Source organism: Sphingorhabdus sp., from assembly GCF_040079335.1.
Classification (GTDB): Bacteria; Pseudomonadota; Alphaproteobacteria; order Sphingomonadales; family Sphingomonadaceae; genus Sphingorhabdus_B.
Window position 1 is genome coordinate 1 of sequence record NZ_JBEBKL010000036.1, and the last position, 14683, is coordinate 14683.

A 14683-nucleotide genomic window follows, 5' to 3' on the forward strand; every position below is an offset into this window, starting at 1 on the left:
CCCCTCCCCTAACCCCTCCCGCAAGCGGGAGGGGGATGCTCCATCATAATTCACTGTTCAACAGGAAGACGACATATCCCTTGAAGTTCGGATTGCGCGACAGGCCGGGCGGTGCCTGCCACTCGCCCTGCTGCACAAGGCCAATTTTGAAAGGCAGCTTCACCCGCTCCAACAGGCGCAGATAGGCGGCATAACCGGGGATCGTGTGCCGCCCCTGATAGGTTTGCAGCACGACCTCGTCGACTGTGCCGGCAAGCGCATTGAGCGCGGGGCTGTCCCCGCCGCTGCTCCAGTCGAGCAGGCCAGTGACCGACAATCCGGTGCCGGGCGGCAGGTCGGCGCGGAACTTTTGCAAAAAGGCGGCATAGCCCGGCAGCCCACGCGTCGCGGCGTCGAAATCGATCTGGATGCCCGCGATCCGGTTGCCCTTGCCCTTCCAGCTTTTCAAATCGCGACGAATACGCGGCAGGACGCTCGCATCCCAAGTCAGCGTCTCGACACGATAGACAATCCAGACCTGTGCATGTTTCACCTGCGGAACTGCCGGACGCAAATCGACATAACGCCCCTCGGGCCAGCCCTTTATCTCGGCCGCCAATATGTAAATCGTCTTCGCGCTGTCGAGCACCGGCTGCGGCTCCACGCCCGCCCATAGCCAGAAGGCGTCATAGTTGCGGGCATCGACGCGCCCTGGCTCCGCCCGGTCACAAGCAGACAAAAACATCAGCGCAAGGAGCGCCAGCAGGCGCATCAGCCGATCACCAATAGACGGTCAGCTTTTTCGACCAGGGCGAAGTCGGGAAGTCACGCTTCAGTTGCTGGAACCATGCCTTGCGCTGGGCCATAGACTGCTCGCTGTCATCGCAGCCGTTCATCCCACTGGGCGCATAGCAACGGATTGCCCGGTGCAGTGCATAGGCCCGGTTTTCAGGCCCCGCCGCCGGATTGGCGATTATCGCCTTATAGGCGTCCAACCGCGAGAAGCGCTTGCCGCCAAATGGGGTGGGATGGCCGCCCAGCTCGTCTACGTCACGGGGGTTATCCAGATATTCGGTCACGCCGTAGAAATATGGGTCCATGCCATGCAGGCGAACAAATTCGCCAAGACACAAAAGCCCGCGCGGGTCTTTGGGATTGGCCGCCAGCGCTGATGCGGTCGTGCTGATCGCCGGGCAGGCGAAGTCGCGCGATCCCGCCCAGTTGAACACCGCAACCTCGCTATAGCGCGGGGTTTCATAATCGTCCGCCGCAATGCGTTTCGCATTGGCAGGAACCAGCGCGCTATCCTTTACAAAGCCCGCATAGTCGCCGCGCGTCAGTTGCTTGTAGAGCAAGGTGTAGAGCGCGACATTGCGTTCATTGGCAGCTGTTGCCTTGTCAGCCGCGCGCGTGCGGAGCAGCGCAGGGCCAGCCGAATAACGCAGCAATATCTGCCGGATTTCCGCATCGTGGATCGGCGAACCGGCGGCATAGACCAGATCGAGCGCTTTGGCGCGTTCAAGATGCATGGCAAGGCCCAGCTCGGCCGTGCCTCTCTGGAAGGGCAGCTTGCCTGCATTGAGTGCGGTAATCAGCGCCGCGCGTGCACCGGCATCGCCCGCTTCATCGAGCGCAACGGCACGCAGCAGCTGGCGGCTATAGGCCAGATAGCCGCTTCCGCCTGCCGTCGCGGGGATCAGTTTGAGGACCTCGGCGGACTTTTTCTCGACATAATAGGCATGCGCCGCGAGCAGATAATTGAACAGATCTTCCTTACCGGCATAAAGCCCGCGCAGCGCCTCGATCGAAGATCGGCTGACCGGCGGGTTGCTTTCGTCAAGCGAAGGATCATCATAATAGCGCATTTCGCGCAACAGGATCACCGCGAGCAATTCGGGATCGCTGCTGTCGTTTGGTCCCAGATCGCCGAACAGCTTGATGTCGAGTTCCTGCACCATATCAGCGAGCGACAGGTTGCGCTTACCCGCATCCTTTTCGGCAAATTGCGCGACATATTGGTTCAACAGCTTTTGCCGGTCCTGCCCCAGCCAATACACGCGGCGCAACAGGCCGCGCGCCGATGTGGCATATTCGCCATTGGGGTTGGCTTTCAGATAGGCGCGGAAACCATTTTCGGCCGCCGACAGCAGCGCGCGGTCGCCGCCTTCCTTGTTGAGATCGCCATATTCACCAAAGGCGCTGTCGGTGGCTTGGTTGAGTGCGGCGCGGGCAACCATATAGGTGGCGGCCCCGTCCAGCCAGCTATCGCCGGTCTTTCCGATGGCGGAAAATGCAGCCCCAGCGCCTGCCATATCGCCATCGTAAAAGGCGGCCGCCCCGATCAGATAATTGGCAAAGGCCTTTCCTGTTTTGGAGGTTACATTCTGCACCGCGACCTCGGCCACCGCGCGCGCGGTTTCGTCGCTCGAACATTGCGGGCTCATCGCACTGCGCGCCGCCGCAAGCGCTGCCCGTTCGGTCCCGTTCAAGCCTTTGGCTGCACCCACTGCCGCGATAAAAGCCGCCGAGCCTGACGCGTTCGACATGCAACGCGTGCCCCAGGGGAAGTCTCCGCTGTCGTCCACCTCTTTGCGCGCCGGACCAAGCTTGCCCGCGAAATAGGCGAAGTTGAACGGAGCAGCATCACTGCGGCGGCGTTCGTTGTAATAGCTGTCATAATCGGGGACGTTCGAGACCCCGACCGAACCATGCCGGTCGTGGAGCAGCATGAGCAGATTGACGCGTGTATCATTGCCCGGGCTAAGCAGCGCGGTGCTGCTGCATCCATTCAGGTCGGTCTGCCGGATTTTCCAGTTTGGATAGCAGGTCGAATCCGCGCTGGCCTGCACAGGCGAGACAGCTACAGGGGCAGCGAAAGACGCCGCAAAGATAAGGGCGGCAAGCGCGAGCGAACGAAGCTTCATCGACGGGACTCCTTTGCCCTGTCTTGTGAGTCAGACTAGGTTCGCCGTCAACCGGTCCGATAGACCGTTGCGTTGATTTTTACCTAAGCCGATCAGTCCGCCTTGGGCGCGCGCATCCGGATCAACCCTTCCTGCGCGCAGGTCGCCACCAGCCGCCCGTCGCGGGTATAGATCGAACCGCGGTTGAACCCGCGTCCACGCCCCGTCCATGGGCTGTCGCAGCTGTAGAGCAACCAGTCGTCGACGCGGAAATCGCCGTGCAGCCAGACGGCATGGTCAAGACTGGCGCTCATCATCCCCGGCGTCATCCAGGTTACGCCATGGGCAAGCGTGCAGGTGCCGAGCAGCCAGCTGTCGCTTTGATAGGCGAGCATGGCGCGGTGAACCGCCGGATCATCAACCGTGCGGTCGCGCAGGCGGAACCAGACATCCTGCCGCGCCGGCTGGCGCTTGTCCCCGCCCAGCCAATCGCGGGCTTCGACCGGACGGCTTTCAAAGGCGCGTTCGCGAACGAAATTCTCGCGGAACCTCTCCGGCACCTGATCGGCGAACATCGCCCGCAATTGCGCCTCGTCCTTCAATTCCTCAGGCGGCGGCACATCGGGCATCGGCTCCTGATGGTGGAGCCCGTCTTCCATCTTCTGGAATGATGCCGCGAGGTTCAGGATCGGACGGTCCTTTTGCAGCGCGATCACCCGCCGTGTCGAAAAACTGCCACCGTCAAAATCGCGCTCGACACGGAAAGTGATTTCATAATCCTCATCACCTGCGCGCATGAAATAGGCGTGCAGCGAATGCGCGATCCGTTCTGATCCCACCGTATCCTGTGCAGCGGCCAGCGCCTGCGCGATCACCTGCCCACCAAAGACGCGGCCGACGCCGCCGGGCTTGCGCATCCCCAGATACCAGCCATCGCCCATACGCTGGACGGAGAGCAGATCTTCAAGCTCAGTGACGAGCGGATGCTTTTTTAGTTCGTTTCCAGACATGGTGGCGCGTTAGCAGCCGTCACACCGTAAATGCAATCAGGGCTTGCGCGACGGTGGCGTTTCAGGTGGGGGCGATGCCGTCCGAGTGTCGTTGTCCCGCGTGCGCTGCTGACTCACCCTTGCTTTTGAATCGTCGACTTCCTTTTGAAGCTTGGGCGCAAAATCCTGCCCTACCTTTGCCTGTACCTGCAGCGAACCTTCATCGGGAAACTGTTTCTGCTTCACTTCAGCCGCTGCCGGCATTTGCTCGATAAGCGCGCTGACATTTGTTTTGCAAAGTTGATCGGCGCATTTCGGCAGCCAGACTGCCTTGTAAATGAGAACCCAGCCTGCACCTGCTTTTTTTGTCGTCTCCTTGTTCACCTGCCGGTCTTTCGATTCCTGGATCAAGGTCGCTGCACTAGCCTCAGCCTTATCGAGCGACGGCTGGACCACGGCTATCGAGACGGGCTTGGGCGTGTTCGCAGGCGCGGCATCATATTTCTGTTTCGCCTCAAGCTCAGTATTGAGCCGCACCAACTTGATCCCGGTTTTGCATTTCTTGTCGAGACATTGCGGCAGCCATTTTGTCTCGAACGCCGTACTCCATGCCGCCAGCTCCTTGTGGAACGGCGTATTCTCGCCGGCCTTCGCACCTGTCGTCTCGATCGCGCCGGCGGGTGAATAGAGATAATTGCGCGAACAGACAGTATCTTCATGGCAAGCAAAGTCGACGCCATCCGGCGGAAGTTTCACAGCAAGCTGCGGGAACCAGACCGGCCAATCCCAATTGTGCGACCAGACCGACACGTCGATGAAGACGCGTCCGACCAATCCCGGCGTAATGAGAAATCCCAGATTGTAGATAGGGTCGCGGATCGTGAAACTGCTTGTCTGGTCGTTGGCTTCGACCCCCAGATTGACCGTCTGACCGGTTGCATTAATCGGCGTATCCGTTCCCAGCACATTGTCGCGTAGGGTAAAGCTTAGGTCGTCCGATTGCAGATTTGCCTTGACCGCAGGAAACACCTTCGCGCCGACAACACCGAAATTGGCGCGCCCTGCGATCAGGTCGATGTCGGAAAAAGTCTTGATCAACGGCGGCATACTCTGCCCCGGCGCTGGCGGCGTGAACTGGCCATTGGCATAATCGCCCTCAAGGCCCTTTGTGAAATCTTCACCTACTTTGGCATCAACGTTCAAACTGCCGTAAAACGGTATTTTGTATCCAAAGCCAGCATGCGCGCCGAATTGGGCGACGATTTCCTTGCCCTCGAATAGCTTGTCAGCAGGTAGCCCCGTCGCAGCGTAATCCTGTGTGCTTCCATTGAACGGCGCGTAGTTGACGGTGACCGTCGCGCTCGACTTGCCACCATTATCGGTGTGTTTGTAGGTGCCGTCGAGCTTGATCGGGAAACGCAGGCCGAATCCGTAGTTGAAACCAGCGAAAACCTCCGCATAATAGGTCTTCTTGCATCCCGCGATGCACCATTTAATCGATTTTTCAACCCGTTGCCGCCATTCATAGGTACGGCCCAGCGTAAAACCGGTCAGGAAAATCGTTGTTTGCAGCTGCTTCTTGTTACTCTTTATTACCGGCAATTTCGTTTTGCTGTTACCGCTCCGGTTGCGTGCATTATCGAGCTTGTCGGCGGCAGGGATGAACATTACCTCCTCGATGGCCATTTCGCCCGAATTGACCATTTCGGTTTTGAGCGATTCATCGTCGAGACCCTGCAACCTTGCGACCTCGGTGGCACCCAATTGCGCAACCAGTTCGGCCTTATGCGCAGGGTTGGCAAAGCGCGCGCGCAGATCGGCAATATCGATGTCGATCGCAGCGCTTGTTTCCGCCGAATGCTTGCTGGCAGCAGCTATAGCGTTCGCGCGCTCGGTCGGGTCGGCGACATAGTGCGGATCGTTGGGATTGGCGAAGGCTTCGGCACGCTTCGTTGGATCGAGCCGCGTCGCACATGCCACCCCGCGTGACGCCAGTTGGGCTCGCTTGCTGGCGCTAATACACACGCCCGGCTTGATCTCATATGCCAGCAGGCTGCGTACGACCAAGCCCTGCTCGACTTCATAAATCTGCGTGTCGTCGGTACGCACGCTCGCCAGTTGAGGCGCGGCGCGCAACGTGTCAGCGACGTTGAACAATGCGCGCGGATTGGAAAGTACAGGCTTGAAGTCGACATTGGTTGCCTGCAGCTTGACGACTGGATTGGATCGCACCGAAGGCAGCGCGATCTGCCGCTTCACTTTCAACGATTGGATAATATTGACGCTTGGTCCCGGGCGGATGACAACAGCATTAGTGGGTGACTTGGTCACCACTTCTTTGGGCGGCACGATTTGGCGCGGAGCGGCCGCGCCGCTCTGGGCAGCTGCCGCTGGTGCCACTTGAGTTAACAGCGCGGACAATAGAGTGATTCGTGTAAAGACCGGTCGCATCGGATTTCCCCTCCCGAGCTTGGAGCCGAAAGACTAACGCAGTTCCGCCATGTCAACAAGCACACCGGTTTATCCCCACCGATTTTTTATCGTGGATAAAAATTTTACGCCACTCGTCGCAAAATCTCTTGCGCGCTAGACAAGTCCTAGGAAGTCCGTGCGTCGCTGCGCTGCACCCCAAAGAGGGTGCGACGAATGGAATCAGGGAAGCGACGAATCGAGTCCTTAATTAACCATTTACCCTCTTGCGTCTGAAAATGGTTGAGGCACTATAGATAGCGGTTGGCCACAGGGGGCATACCTACAATTTGTGTTTCATCCTGCAGGAACAATTCTGCGGCGGGGTTTTTTTGCCCTGAAAAAATGATGGACGGCACGCGAATTTATGCCCCTCGGGTCGCACAAAATGCTAAGGGAGGCGTTTGCTTCCCGAGTCGAACAAGAAGCGAACAAGTTTCTTGGGTCTTGGTAGTCGGAGCTGGCAATCGAACGGGGTGAGGGCCAGCACCAAATTGGGGAGCAAAGAGTCACATGGATTTCAGGGATACTGGCCGGGAGGCCGGAGAAGGCAATATGGCGGACATGCTCGAAGCAGAAAAGACAGAGACCGATACCCCGCAGGTAAAGAAGGCAAAGCCCGAAAAGGAAGTCACCGCTGCGCAAAACAGTGGGGCGAAAGCCAAGGCTGGCGACAGCAAGACTGTCGACGTGCGGCGCTTTGATGTCGTGACCGATAGCGCTCGCGATGATCTGCTGACCGAGTTCGGCAAAGAGACTTTGCGCGACCGCTATCTGCTGCCCGGCGAAAATTATCAGGATCTGTTCGCCCGCGTCGCCTCTGCTTATGCCGACGACGAAGCGCATGCCCAGCGGCTCTATGACTATATCTCGAAACTGTGGTTCATGCCTGCCACCCCCGTGCTGTCAAACGGCGGCACCGGACGTGGCCTGCCGATCAGCTGCTATCTGAACAGCGTCGACGACAGCCTGGAAGGCATCGTCAACACTTGGAACGAGAATGTCTGGCTGGCATCGCGCGGCGGCGGCATCGGCACCTATTGGGGCAGCGTGCGCGGCATCGGTGAACCTGTGGGCCTCAACGGCAAGACCAGCGGCATCATCCCCTTCGTCCGCGTGATGGACAGCCTCACCCTTGCCATCTCGCAAGGCAGCCTACGTCGCGGATCGGCCGCCTGCTATCTCGACATCAACCACCCCGAGATTGAGGAATTCCTTGAAATCCGCAAACCCTCGGGCGATTTCAACCGCAAGGCTTTGAACCTGCACCACGGCGTCCTGCTGTCGGACGAGTTTATGGAAGCAGTGCGTGAAGGCGCTGAATTCAACCTGCGTTCGCCCAAGGATGGCAGCATCCGGGGCACCGTCGACGCACGCAGCCTGTTCCAGAAGCTGGTCGAGACCCGCCTTGCCACTGGTGAGCCGTACATCATCTTCAGCGACACCGTGAACAACGCGATGCCCAAGCATCACCGCGAACTCGGGCTGAAGGTATCGACGTCAAACCTGTGCGCCGAAATCACTTTGCCCACCGGCCGCGACCATCTGGGTGGGGATCGCACCGCGGTCTGCTGCCTCAGCTCGCTCAACCTTGAGACATGGGACGAGTGGAACAGCGACAAGATGTTCGTCGAGGATGTCATGCGCATGCTCGACAATGTGCTGCAGGACTTCATCGACCGCGCGCCCGACGAAATGGCCCGCGCCCGCTACAGCGCCGGACGCGAACGGTCGGTCGGCTTGGGCGTAATGGGCTTCCACAGCTTCCTGCAATCGCGCGGCCTTGGCTTTGAAAGTGCTATGGCAAAGTCGTGGAACATGAAGATCTTCAAGCATATCCGCGCGCAGGCCGATCAGGCGTCGATGGTGCTCGCCACCGAACGCGGCGCCTGCCCCGATGCCGAGGAACGCGGCGTGATGGAACGCTTCAGCTGCAAGATGGCAATCGCCCCCACCGCGTCGATTTCGATCATCTGCGGCGGCACCAGCGCGTGCATCGAACCGATCCCGGCGAACATCTACACCCACAAGACGCTGTCGGGCAGCTTCATCGTCAAAAACCCCTATCTCGAAAAGCTGCTGCAGGCGAAAGCCAAGGACAGCACCAATGTCTGGAACACCATCCTCGAAAAGGGTGGTTCGGTACAGCATCTCGACTTCCTCTCACCAGAGGAAAAGGACACGTACAAGACCAGCTTTGAAATCGATCAGCGCTGGCTGCTCGAACTCGCCGGCGACCGCGCGCCCTATATCGATCAGGCGCAGTCCTTGAACCTGTTCATCCCGGCAGACGTGGAGAAATGGGACCTGCTCATGCTCCACTTCCGCGCATGGGAGCTGGGCATCAAGTCGCTTTACTATCTGCGCTCCAAATCGATCCAGCGCGCCGGTTTTGCCGGTGGGGTCGAAGCCGACAACACCGCCGACGCGCCCAAGATCGAACTGACCGCGGGCGAGCAGACCGACTATGAGGAATGCCTGGCGTGTCAGTAAATAACCTCCTCTCCCCCTGCGGGAGAGGATACGAAGCCTTGGCCGCACAGCGGCCTAGGCGAAGTTGGAGAGGGGTTGCGCGCTAGCCCCCCCACACCCCCTCTCCCAGCTACAGCTAGGCAACAAGTTGCCAAGCTTTCGCATCCCTCTCCCGCAAGGGGAGAGGAAAGAGATTGAACCGAGGAAGCCGAAAATGCCACTGTTAGAAGCCCGCAACAGCTACAAGCCCTTTGAATATCCCTGGGCCTATGATTTCTGGAAACGGCAGCAGCAGATCCACTGGCTGCCCGAGGAAGTGCCCTTGGGGGAGGATTGCCGCGATTGGGCGCAGAAGATCAGCGAGCATGAGCGCAACCTGCTGACGCAAATCTTCCGCTTCTTCACCCAGGCCGATATCGAGGTGCAGGATTGCTACCACGAAAAATATGGCCGCGTGTTCAAACCGACCGAGGTGAAGATGATGCTCACCGCCTTCTCCAATATGGAGACGGTGCACATCGCGGCGTACAGCCATTTGCTCGACACCATCGGCATGCCCGAAAGCGAATATTCGGCCTTCCTCGAATATGAGGAAATGGCCGCGAAGGTCGATTATATCCACCAGTTCGGCGTTGATAATGACGAAGATATCGCCCGCACCCTCGCCATGTTCGGCGGCTTCACCGAAGGGGTACAGCTGTTCGCCAGCTTCGCCATGCTGATGAACTTCCCGCGCTTTAACAAGATGAAGGGCATGGGGCAGATCGTCAGCTGGTCGGTGCGCGACGAAAGCCTGCACTGCGAAGGCATAACCAAGCTGTTCCACGCCTTCACCAAGGAACGCGACTGCCTGACCAAGGCGGTGAAGGAAGACATTATCGATTGCTGCCAGAAAGTCGTGCGGCTGGAAGACAGCTTCATTGATCTGGCGTTCGAAATGGGCCCGGTGCCGGGGATGACCGCAAAGGAAATCAAGCGCTACATCCGTTACATCGCCGACTGGCGCCTTGGCCAGCTGGGCCTGCCGCAAATCTATATGGTCGAAGACCACCCGCTCCCCTGGCTCGCGCCGCTGCTCAACGGCGTCGAACATGCCAACTTCTTCGAAACCCGCGCGACCGAATACAGCAAGGCGTCAACGCGCGGCAATTGGGGCGAAGTTTGGGACAGCTTTGACAAGCGCAAGAAGAAGCCCGCCAATGATGGCGCGGTGGAAGCTGCGAGCGACGAAGCCGATATGTTTGCGCAGGCGGGGGTTGCGGCGGAGTAAATGGCCGATATCTCTTCAATCGACGATTCAAAGCTTGCTAGCACTCGTCACGCATTGGAGCGTGTTCAGAGTTTCAATCCTGATTCTATAATTCGAGAGAAAGAGCTTGGTAATAGATTCGCTTTTACTTCTGCCGTCGAACCGGCTCGTAAGGTTATATCGCTATTTCAAACTCTCCAAGCATCTCATTTAGACTTTTTTCCTGAGCAGCAACTTGACCAAATAAAAACGGAAGCCGACGCATTTTTCAACCTCCTTGAGACTTTCCTCCATTTTGAGATTGACGGCGCACAGCCAAATCCAAAAGACGCGCAAGAAAATATGCTGTCCAACTTGAACGGATATTTTCAAAGGGTTTTCAACAGCATTCACCCACTCGTTGCATACGCTGCAGTTCGATCTCAAGATTTCTCGGCTCTAGAAACCGAAGCAAGAGCTGCAACGCAATCCGCAAAAGACATCGCAACCTCTTTAGTCACTGAATTAGGTGAGCAAAAAAGGGTAGTTGATGGCATCATTACGGAAGTACGGTCAGCTGCGGCCGAGCAAGGTGTAAGTAAGCAAGCGATTCATTTTAAGAACGAAGCCGACGCTCATAATACCCAATCAAAAACGTGGTTGAAGTATTCAACTAGGACGGCAATAGGGCTTGGATTGTTCGCTATACTTTCTTTATTTATTCACAAAATTCCATTTTTTTCTCCAGAAAACGCATATGAGACGACCCAGCTCGCAGTAAGTAAGATACTTATATTTGCAGTAATATCTTATATGCTATTACTATGTGCCCGTAATTTTATGTCTCATAAACACAATGAGGTGGTAAACCGTCACCGCCAAAATGCGTTAGCTACCTTTACAGCTTTGGCAGAAGCAGCATCCGAACAATCAAGCGCAGACATTGTACTTACTCACGCTGCATCTTGCATTTTTTCACCACAAGAAACTGGCTACGCAAAACAAGACGGGGGTCATAGCGAAGCTCCCTCGTCGTTACAGCTATTGACAAAAATCCAACAGCCTTCGGCTGCCGTAGGTTAATTGTAGCATTCAGGCCGCATGTGACGGCTCACGCAATCCCCAATTCCGCAAAATAGCTGAATACCCCCCCTCTCTCCTTTAGGGGAGAGGTGCGAGACTTGGCGGTTTATCCGCCTAGTCGCAGCGGAGAGGGGCTGGACGGTGAGGGTTGTGCGCTACTTCCCCCTCTCAACTGCGCCTAAGCGCCTTTGGCGCCAAGGCTTGTATCTCTCCCCTGAAGGGGAGAGATTGGGTTTGCGTTTCCCCCCTCACGCCACCGTCATCAACTGGCTCGGGAAAGGCTGCACCAGTTTTCGGGCTTCCTCCCAATCGGCGGTTAGCCACGTGGCATAATCCTCCGGATGCAGGATCACCGGCATCGCCTTTGGGTGCAGCGGGGCGACCAGCGGGTTGGGTTCGCAGGTGAGGAAGGCGAATACCTCTTGCGGCGCGGGCGTATCTCCGTCCAAATCAAGTCCCGGCTGCACGGGCGTCTCTGCCCATCTCCACACCCCCGCAAAGGCCGCCAGCGGCTGGCCGGGGATGCTGAACCAATGTTCCTCGCGCCCCGCGCCTGCCTTTGGCTCGGCAAAGCGGGTGAAAGGGACGAGGCAGCGCCCACCGGGCTTTGCCAGCATCCCGCGCCAGAAGGGGCTATCGAGATTGCGGACATTGGTGACATGCTTTGTCACCACAGATCCCGCGCGTTTCCCCGGCAGACTGAGCGGCACGCCCCAGCGCATGATATCGGCCACCGCGCCGCCATCCGCCACGCTATCCCGCACCACCGCCGCCTCACGCTTTGGCCAGACATCCTCGTCGAGCCCCGCCAGTTCGGGCGGCAGCGGCGCTTTCAGGCTCCACCCGATAAATTCGCGCCAGGTCGACAGCTCTTTCTGGATTTCCGGACTATTGGCGTAGTGGTTGCACATCGCCGCCAAGGTGCGGAATTGGATCGCGGTGGTCAAGCTTGAGCGTATCGCCGAACCAACCTCTCTCCTCTAGGGGAGAGGTGCGAGACTTGGCGGTTTATCCGCCTAGTCGCAGCGGAGAGGGGCTGGAGGGTGAGGTTATGCGCTACTTCCCTCTCTCAACTGTGCCTAGCCGCCTTCGCTAAAGCTACGGCGCCAAGGCTTCGTATCTCTCCCCTAAAGGAGGAGAGAGTGGTGTTGCCCCCTCTCCCATAGGGAGAGGATATGCAGCCTTGTGACCCCGGACTTGATCCGGGGGAGCTAGGCGGAATTGGTGAGGGGTTCTGCCTTGCCGATAGCGCACACCCCCTCACCCAGCTTCAGCTAGGCAGCGCAGCTGCCAAGCTTTCGCAACCCTCTCCCTTTGGGAGAGGGGGCTATCTGTGGGAGAGGGGGCTATCCCCCACCGCCATAACCGGCTAGGCGCAGCCTATGGCTGATCTCTATCTCAAAGCACTCGAATCCGAACGCCGCAGCCTGTGGGCGACGGCCCGCCTGAAAGGCCTGCCCAAGGATTCGCCCGAACGGATGCGGATCGCGCAGATCGATGCCGATATCGCCGCGCATAAGGCGAAGGCGAAAACGCCAAAAGCATGATCGGCACCCCCCACCCCGCCACCGCCTATAAAATCCTGACCGCCGACCAATGGGCACAGTTTCAGGCCGACGATATGTTCCACGGTGCGCCGGTCGATCTGGCCGATGGCTATATCCACCTGTCCACCGCCGACCAGTTGCAGGGCACGCTGGACAAGCATTTTGCGCAGGCATCCGGGCTGGTGATTGCCGAGGTCGATCTGGCCGCGCTGGGCGAGACTGTGAAGTGGGAGGTTTCGCGAGGGGGAGCCCTCTTCCCCCACATCTACGGTCCGCTGCCGATGGCGGCAGTGCTCGGGGTGCGGGAGCTGGATTAGTTCGCGCAAAGGCGCTGAGAACGCAGAGAGAAACCCTGGCGCGCAGCGACCTTCATTGTTTCACACGAAGGCTACGAAGATTTTGAAGAGGGTGGCTTAAAGCCATAGCTCATCCACACTCGCTGCGTAGGTGACAATTAGTGCAAGAGCTGCGCTCTTGAAAATCTTTGTGCTCTTCATGTGAAACGGAAAACGGTGCTGCCACGCCGGTAGCAGCCAAAAACTAACGTCGGCAGGCCTGTGTCGTGCCCTTGTCCACCGACAGCCGTGAGGCTGATACGGTTGAAGAAGTGTTGAGGATGACTCCTGTGGTTTCGCACTTGCGCAGCTGAAACCGCACCTTGCGCGCGCGGAAATCGAGGCTGACGCGGCGGAATGTTTCCATCAGATCGGTGCCCAGCAGCAACGATGGCTGTTGCGAAAGGCCGAACACCTCAAACGGTGGCACATCGGCAAAGGCGATCGGCACATTCCTGAAAACCACCGATCCCAGCCGGATTTCCTTCACCCAGGCGAGTTCCAGATCGACCGTCACCCCGGTGACGCCGGTGATCGCGATCTTCTCGGTCTTCACCCCGCGCTTGGCCAATATCTTGTCGCGCAACGCCGAATTACCGATGGTGATTTCAGACCCGGTATCGACCACGGCATCGACGGCCAGACCGTTCGCTTTGGCCTGTGTGAGGATAAGCTGGCCGCGCCGCAGCCGCGCGGTGACGACAATCTCTCCATCCATGCGCGGGGCAGGCTTGCTGGCATCCTCGATCGTGATGACGCGCTTTTCAAAATCGAGCATCAGCCGTTCTTCAGCCAGTGCATCGATCCCCAGCATCCCGTCTCCGCCCAGATCGGCTTCGGCCAGCACCGGCAGTTCCAGATTGGTAACGCTGGTCGGGCCAAGGCCCAGCTCATCCACCAACACGCGCGGCACGATGCTGCTCGCAGTGATGCCGTTTACCGTTACAGGCGTGCCTGCGGGCAATTGCAGCGAACTGGCGATCCTTGTGCCGATCACCGAGCTGTCCGCACCACTATCGACGACGAAGCGGTACGGCCCGCTGCCATTGACTTGCACCGCGATCGTCATCCGGCTGCGCACCTTGCGCGCATCGATATCGTCGCCGCCAATCGCCAGCGTATCGTCTATCTGCGCCTTTGGAAGTGCGGGCATGGCCGCGGGTTCGACGCGTACCGGCTTGGGCAGATCGACCTTGTCTTGCGCCGGCATGGCCGATGGCAGGAGCAGCGCGCTCAAGCAAAAAGCGATGTAGGATTTCATGCGGGCGTCCGCAGGATCTTGTCCATCGGCCTGCCCTTGGCCAGTTCGTCGATCAGCTTATCGAGATAGCGGATTTCGCGCATCAACGGCTCCTGCACTTCCTGCACCTTCACGCCGCACACGCTCCCGGTGATTTGCAGACGCGCCGGGTTCATCGCCGGGGCTTGCGCGAAAAACCCTTCAAAATCGGTCAAGTCCGCGATTTTTTCGACCAGCGCCTCTGCAGAATAGCCGGTAATCCAACATATAATGGCATCGACTTCCGCCTTGCTCCGGCCCTTCCTCTCGGCCTTGGCCACATATAACGGATACACGCTGGCAAAGCTGGTGCGATAAATGCGGTGGCCCGACATAGGTCAGATGTCCCTGAGTTTTGCGATCAGTGACAGACTAATCCGCTATCTGCGCGAAACAACG

The 14683-nt window shown here is 58.4% G+C and carries 12 protein-coding genes; 5 read left to right on the forward strand and 7 right to left on the reverse strand.

Annotation, left to right across the window (positions count from 1 at the left end):
• Nucleotides 1-43: 43 nt before the first annotated feature.
• The 4 genes from ABL922_RS10460 to ABL922_RS10475 form a co-directional block, all read right to left on the reverse strand.
• Nucleotides 44-751 (reverse strand): DUF3142 domain-containing protein, encoded by a 708-nt coding sequence (locus tag ABL922_RS10460; protein ID WP_349024160.1) that lies wholly within the window; start codon nucleotides 749-751, stop codon nucleotides 44-46.
• A 7-nt stretch (nucleotides 752-758) separates the two neighbouring features.
• Complete coding sequence (locus ABL922_RS10465) at nucleotides 759-2903, reverse strand: hypothetical protein (protein ID WP_349024161.1); 2145 nt, start codon at nucleotides 2901-2903, stop codon at nucleotides 759-761.
• A 92-nt stretch (nucleotides 2904-2995) separates the two neighbouring features.
• Entirely contained in the window at nucleotides 2996-3892 is an 897-nt protein-coding gene (locus tag ABL922_RS10470) for an acyl-CoA thioesterase II (RefSeq protein ID WP_349024162.1), read from the reverse strand.
• 36 nt (nucleotides 3893-3928) lie between these two features.
• On the reverse strand, nucleotides 3929-6271 hold the full coding sequence (locus tag ABL922_RS10475; RefSeq protein WP_349024163.1) for a hypothetical protein: 2343 nt from the start codon (nucleotides 6269-6271) through the stop codon (nucleotides 3929-3931).
• Nucleotides 6272-6853: 582 nt separating this feature from the next.
• Here ABL922_RS10475 and ABL922_RS10480 point away from each other — a divergent pair.
• From ABL922_RS10480 to ABL922_RS10490, 3 genes are all read left to right on the forward strand, one after another.
• Complete coding sequence (locus tag ABL922_RS10480) at nucleotides 6854-8833, forward strand: ribonucleoside-diphosphate reductase subunit alpha (RefSeq protein ID WP_349024164.1); 1980 nt, start codon at nucleotides 6854-6856, stop codon at nucleotides 8831-8833.
• 193 nt (nucleotides 8834-9026) lie between these two features.
• A complete protein-coding gene (locus ABL922_RS10485) occupies nucleotides 9027-10082 on the forward strand; it encodes a ribonucleotide-diphosphate reductase subunit beta (protein ID WP_349024165.1) in 1056 nt (351 codons plus the stop codon).
• Nucleotides 10083-11123 carry a hypothetical protein gene (locus ABL922_RS10490; protein WP_349024166.1) on the forward strand — a complete coding sequence of 347 codons (1041 nt, stop codon included), beginning with the start codon at nucleotides 10083-10085 and terminating at the stop codon, nucleotides 11121-11123. It begins immediately after the preceding gene.
• Nucleotides 11124-11371: 248 nt separating this feature from the next.
• Here ABL922_RS10490 and ABL922_RS10495 read toward each other — a convergent pair whose 3' ends face one another.
• Nucleotides 11372-12070 (reverse strand): SOS response-associated peptidase family protein, encoded by a 699-nt coding sequence (locus ABL922_RS10495; RefSeq protein WP_349024167.1) that lies wholly within the window; start codon nucleotides 12068-12070, stop codon nucleotides 11372-11374.
• 435 nt (nucleotides 12071-12505) lie between these two features.
• On the opposite strand from ABL922_RS10495, the gene ABL922_RS10500 reads away from it, so the two are divergent.
• Together ABL922_RS10500 and ABL922_RS10505 are read left to right on the forward strand one after the other, a co-directional pair.
• Nucleotides 12506-12670 (forward strand): hypothetical protein, encoded by a 165-nt coding sequence (locus tag ABL922_RS10500; RefSeq protein WP_349024168.1) that lies wholly within the window; start codon nucleotides 12506-12508, stop codon nucleotides 12668-12670.
• Nucleotides 12667-12987 carry a DUF952 domain-containing protein gene (locus tag ABL922_RS10505; protein ID WP_349024169.1) on the forward strand — a complete coding sequence of 107 codons (321 nt, stop codon included), beginning with the start codon at nucleotides 12667-12669 and terminating at the stop codon, nucleotides 12985-12987. The genes ABL922_RS10500 and ABL922_RS10505 overlap by 4 nt, the downstream gene beginning before the upstream one ends.
• A gap of 223 nt (nucleotides 12988-13210) precedes the next feature.
• Here ABL922_RS10505 and ABL922_RS10510 read toward each other — a convergent pair whose 3' ends face one another.
• Together ABL922_RS10510 and ABL922_RS10515 are read right to left on the reverse strand one after the other, a co-directional pair.
• A complete protein-coding gene (locus ABL922_RS10510; RefSeq protein WP_349024170.1) occupies nucleotides 13211-14242 on the reverse strand; it encodes a retroviral-like aspartic protease family protein in 1032 nt (343 codons plus the stop codon).
• A gap of 20 nt (nucleotides 14243-14262) precedes the next feature.
• Nucleotides 14263-14619 (reverse strand): DUF2200 domain-containing protein, encoded by a 357-nt coding sequence (locus tag ABL922_RS10515; RefSeq protein ID WP_349024171.1) that lies wholly within the window; start codon nucleotides 14617-14619, stop codon nucleotides 14263-14265.
• Nucleotides 14620-14683: the final 64 nt, after the last annotated feature.